Origin of the sequence: Leptospira bourretii (assembly GCF_004770145.1) — a bacterium.
In the GTDB taxonomy this organism is placed as follows: Bacteria; Spirochaetota; Leptospiria; order Leptospirales; family Leptospiraceae; genus Leptospira_A; species Leptospira_A bourretii.
Genome location: NZ_RQFW01000009.1, coordinates 1 through 5,557, shown reverse-complemented (window position 1 = coordinate 5,557; position 5,557 = coordinate 1). Strand labels below are relative to the sequence as shown.

The 5,557-nt window shown below is 39.5% G+C and carries 1 pseudogene; it reads right to left on the bottom strand.

Features of this window, described 5'->3' with window-relative positions:
* Positions 1-5,357, bottom strand: a pseudogene (locus tag EHQ47_RS05045) (hypothetical protein); the annotation flags it as partial.
* Positions 5,358-5,557 lie beyond the last annotated feature (200 nt).

Sequence of the window (5,557 nt, the reverse complement as noted above, 5' to 3'; positions counted from 1 at the left end):
GGCAATCCTTGTGTTTCCAATCCATCAATCATAGATCGAAGTTCTGCAAATAGTTTGGCTGCTTCTTCTGCTGTTTCTCTCGTTGATTTGGACTCTTCGTAATCGGTTTTGAGTTTCGCTGTATCTGCTTTGTCAGCTGTTGATAAACTTTGGTAGTATTTTAGTCCTGCCATTTCTTTCGTGAATGTTTCCGCATTGGCAAGTGATTCCCAAAGAGAAGCATTTACTTCTTCCCCACGAGCTGCCTTTGTTGTTAAAAATTCACGAATCCCTTTTGTATAACTAATCAAGTTTTCTTGGCTGATTGTATTCTGGTTTGCAGCAGATGCATACACCACAATCCTTTCATCCAAATTGTCTAAATACTCTTCCCCATCTTCTTCCGATTCTTTTCTTCTTGCATACAGTGCTAAGTATTGGTCGGAAAAACTAATTCCTTTATACATCGTTTCAGAAAAGGAGTTCAATCCAGAGAGTTGTTCCGAACGTGTAGTCACTGAAGTTTTTTGGGCCAGTGCTTCTGCTTCCATGTCGGCTAATTTTTCTTGGATATTATAACTGAGTCCTAGTTCCCCATCTGTAAAAGTCCAATGGAATTTGGGTCTACCTTCCGCTGAATTAAAATAATCACTAAACCCTGGTAAGGTGGAATTGATCTTACCCAAACTCGTGATTGTCAAAAAAGTTTTGTCGGCAATTCCAATTGAGGATTTATATTCTGTAAGTAAACTTTGGGATTTTTCTGTTGCCTCTTCCAATTGAAGAGTGAGCTCACGCATATAATCTGTGGCTTGCATTTGTTTTGCAGAAAAGTCTTTTAACTTTTCAGATACTTCTTCCGCTAGTTCTGCAAATTCCTCAGTTCCAGGAGTTGTTACTCTCCAAGTTGCCAAAACTTGAATGTAGTCAGCATGTGCCGATTCCAACTCTGACTTGATCGTACCCCAATTGGCAATCATTCCATCAAGGGACGTTTTGACTGCTTCTAGTTCTGAATAATCCAATCCAGCAAATGGTTTTTTATATCCAATCAGTTCCAAATCCGTATCAAAAATCGGTTGGGAGGTATCTTCAAAATCTTTTAATGTGAGATACTGATTTAGTTTTTGAACTTCTGATGTGTATCCTGTTTTTTTTGTATCATCAAAGAAACTTAAATAACTTGGGTATTCCGCTTCTACCTCAACATGTTTTGGATTTAGAAGTTGTGACTGCTCAATGATCGCAGTGGCACTGTTGTCTATGTTTAGAATTTTATTGGTAATTTCTGAATAAATTGCGAGTCCTTCTTTTTCTCCGAAGATCTCAATTAGTTTTCCAACATCAAGTAAGGAATTCAGCTGGGCACGAGGAGTGCCTGGATTGTTTGTTAAATGCCCAGACAACAAATTCGCACGACGAGTTTCCTCGCTAGAATCTCTGTCTGTTGATGTTCCAATTCGGAAAGAGTCACTGAGCAATCGGGATGCAGTGATATCATCGAGTCCAGACACAGCATCATGTAATTCTTTGAGTATACCTGTGGCTTTGTTTTCTTGTCTTTTGAAGTATTCTTCTTTCAGAACACTGAGCACTTCTCCAGATCGAACCCTGGCTGCAAAATCATCCACTTTTTGGGATACTGCGATTTCACGAGAAACCTGTCCTGTAGCAGCTTGGAAGAAAAAGGATTCTCCATAAGAAAAACTTTCTTTTAAGAATTTCTTTTCGTTCGCAGATCCATTCCATCGAATTTCTTCTCTTTCGCTAACACTGTATTCTTTGCCACTTTCATAAAAGGATAAGAGAGCATCTGCATAATCCTTTTGTCGTTGCATATCTTCAATAAAATCATTGTAATTTGGACCTGCAATGTAATTGGCAAATGCTCCACGACTGCTTCTGAAAAAATCAAGAAGTGTTGCCATTGCTCTTCGTTCTACGATCGAATTTGTATCTGTTTTTGTATCTTGGCTAATGACTTCGGAGTCTTTTAACATACGAAGGTAAATAGACTCAACGTTTCTTTCTCTTTCGCCCAGATTACCCAAATAATCTAGGAACATTTCCATAGCTCTAGCATTAACTTCTGCACCAGCTATTTTCTTTTTCTTTTCTGCTTCTTTTTGGATTGCAGCTAACTTGGTTTCGTTGCCATTTTCATCGAGTAAAAATGTTAACTCTGCTTCTTTGCTTCTGTATTCTAACTCAAATCCATCAAATAATGACACAAGACCATCTGAAACTTGTTTTGTTTTTGTATTTCTGTCTTCCAGTGCATTGCGGAAAACAAGATTCATTTGTCCATAATGTCCCATTGCTTGAATGGAATCAGAAAATAATGTTCCCACATCATTCAAAGATAGGATCATACTTCTGGACATATTCGACTCATCGCCACGAAGAGCGGTAAAAGCATTTTTGGCACTTGTTCTTTCTGTACCGGTTAAAGTTGCATCGACAACAGCATCTGTTTTTGACAGAGCATCCATTACATTCACATTCAAATACTGAACTGTTTTATTAACTTCTGCGATGTATTGGTTGTATTGGTCAATTTTTGTTACAGCGGTTCCAATTGTTTGTTCGAGTTCCACAATTTTTGCCGCATAAGCAAGGCTTCCTTGGTTGCCTGCATTAGCAGCCACATAAGCCTGGTAATTTGTTATTGCTGTTTTTAGTTCCGCAATCCCTTCTTTACCAATTGATAAAGCATCTCCAGAAGAAGCTCCTAAACTTACTAAATATTCATAAGCAGGAATGATGGATTCTGCATTCAAATAAGAAGCATCTAAACGAGAATCTGCATAAAGTCTTGATATAATGGTTTCGTATTGGTTTACGTAAGTAGGAATTTGATTCGAAGCAGTTTCTAGCTGTGTGACATCAAGTAAGTTGATTTTTGTAAGTAAATTAGTAATACTATTGTCATGGGATGTTACGGCAGTCACAACCGAGGAATCAAGGCCCGTCAAACTGGCTTTCCATGTCTCTAAACTTTGTTTTACCTGAACAGAAACTTGGTTTCCATACAACTGAACCAACTTGTCGCCAGCTAACAATGAATCAATTTTCTCTTCTAAGGTGCCCTCTCCATCCAAAACCCCAACGAGTAATGCTCTGTTTTCTTTGAGTTTTTCAAATTCTAAAACCCTTTGGTTGATCTCGGCATAAAACGATTGGGAACGAAATGCATTTTCTCTCTCATATTGGAGCTCATACATTTTCTTCTCTTGTTGGCGCAAAACTTCTCTTTGGCGGTCAAGTTCCTCTTGGGCTTGGACAATTTCCCCTCTCAGTCCAGAATTCCCTTGGATGGCACTAGAATCTGAAGTTAAATCTCCAATTTGGCCAAGCATTCCTGGGTTACGAATTAGCACCTGAATCTTCAAAGCAGCTTCATACGCTACCGATGCATCACCCATACTAGCTCTTGCGAGCTCCAATGCTTTTCTCTTTTCTTCTAAAATTTTATTTTGTTCTGCAAGTTGATTTAAAATGGTATCTGGATTGGTTGTTGTTGATCCCACTTCCACACTTGAATTTGGATCCATACCTGGTGTTCCAAATACACTGCTTCCACTACCATTTAATTCAGATAAAAGCGATAAATATGCTGTTTCTTTCGCTTTGAAGTTTTGTCTAATTGTGTCTAACTCTGCTGCAATTTGTGCTGCTGTTTTTTGACCAACATTCCCAACCGCATAATCATATACTGCTTTGGCACGATCTCGTTTTGCTTCTAATAACTTCAACTCTTCACGAGCTAGTTTGAGTTCAAATTCTTGTACACTGAGTACGTAAGGATCACTTCCACCAGCATTGACTAGGAGTCCCTGGCCTACACCCGTTCCACGAATGTCCTGATCATGAATTTGGTTTTGTGTGGCAGCCACTAAGTTTCTATATCTAGTTTGTAAACCACCCCAATAGTCTCTTTGTTGGCGATATTCCGCGATAACACTTGCATTATAACCACTGCCAGGTGCCTCTGCACGCGCAAGCGCATCCTCAAACCAATCTAAATTAGATGCAATTGTAGATAAAGTATCTGCACCAACAGTGATTACATCTGTGATTCCTCTTACATGGGCATCCCAATTGGTTCTATTTGTAGCAAGGGTACGATCCAATTCTTCAATCGCCTTTGCTTTGTTTTGTACCATTGCGGCTTCGCTTGCATCCCATTGTTGCAAACCATCTTGGATTTGTTTTTGGACTGTCGCTACCCACTCTTCTCTTGCTTTCACAAGTTGGCCATAGGCATTGGTCCAATCTGCTTCCCCAGATCGCCATTGCATTTCTACATCTCGGTCATAACGAAGTTTGCCAAGAATCATCTCATCGATTGCTTTTTGCCAAAGACCTTGGCCTTCTTCTAATGCTTTTAATACTTTTTCTTGGTAAGCATCATCTCCATTTTGGAAATTCAATGCAACTTGGTTGGGAAGTGTGTTCTCACCATAAACAAAAACTCCACCGTTTTGAGCTATCTGTTGTTTGGTTCTCTCAACAAGAAGTTTTGCTAACTCAGAAGGGTTTGTTTCCTGTGCCAATCGATTGGCCATGTCTTCATTTTGATTCTGTTGTGAAACAAAATACATTCTCTTTGAAGAAAGTAAAGAAGACTCTTCGTATTCGTAATCTGCTCTATATTGTTCTTTTAGTTTTGCTAATTGGCTTTCAAATGCTAACCGTTCTACTTCGGATGAAAAAGTAAGGCCATCTTGGACCTGAAGAAATGCCTGTTCGAGAGATTGTTCCCAATTGGTTTGGATATTTGTTGAGACTAAATTCATTGTCTCATCCCAAATTCTGACCTTATCTACAGCAGTCCCACCAGCTTTAGAAGCCGCATCTGCTTCTGCCATACCAAGAACTAGACCTGCTCGGTCCACCAAATCCCATACATGATCTAACTGTGGAGTTTGTAAATATACCTTCCAAAATCCTCGTCTTTCGTCTATCTCGCGTTGGACTTCTTCTTCCCAATCCTCTTTGGCAAGTCCCTTCTCTATCTCTAACTTTTCCCGTTCTTTCTTTTTCTCTTCTGGATCTGCAAACGCCCGCAGTTCTTTTTCTAATTCTACTTCTGCTCGTGCTTCCCAATCCCCACGCACTACGCCAAGACCACGACCCACTAACTTATTAAATTCTTCTTCGGAGGTGGCATGGTTTGCTTGTTCAAACTGACGGTCCATCTGGCCATCGGTTCCCTTCCTCCATAAATCTCGGAATCGGTTCTCTTGCCCAATCAGGCCCAATACCAGCGAACCGAAGGTGATTTCAAATATGATGATTGATAAAATTGCAGACTTTAGTCCTTTAAAAAGAACTCGTTTTGTGTTTTTTAACTGGCGTTTTTGGGTCTTTGTCATTGAATTCCGCTTCCTAACAACCGTTCTGTCAGAATTGTGCTTTAACCTAACTTCTACCCCCTAACCGTCTACTAGATTTTAGTAAAAGAATATCAACTTTTACGAATGCGACATAATTTAATTCGTAATGCAATTCACTATAATGTTTGTTACATCACCACCACTCACACGACCAAATCCATTGCTGATTGTGCAGGTTT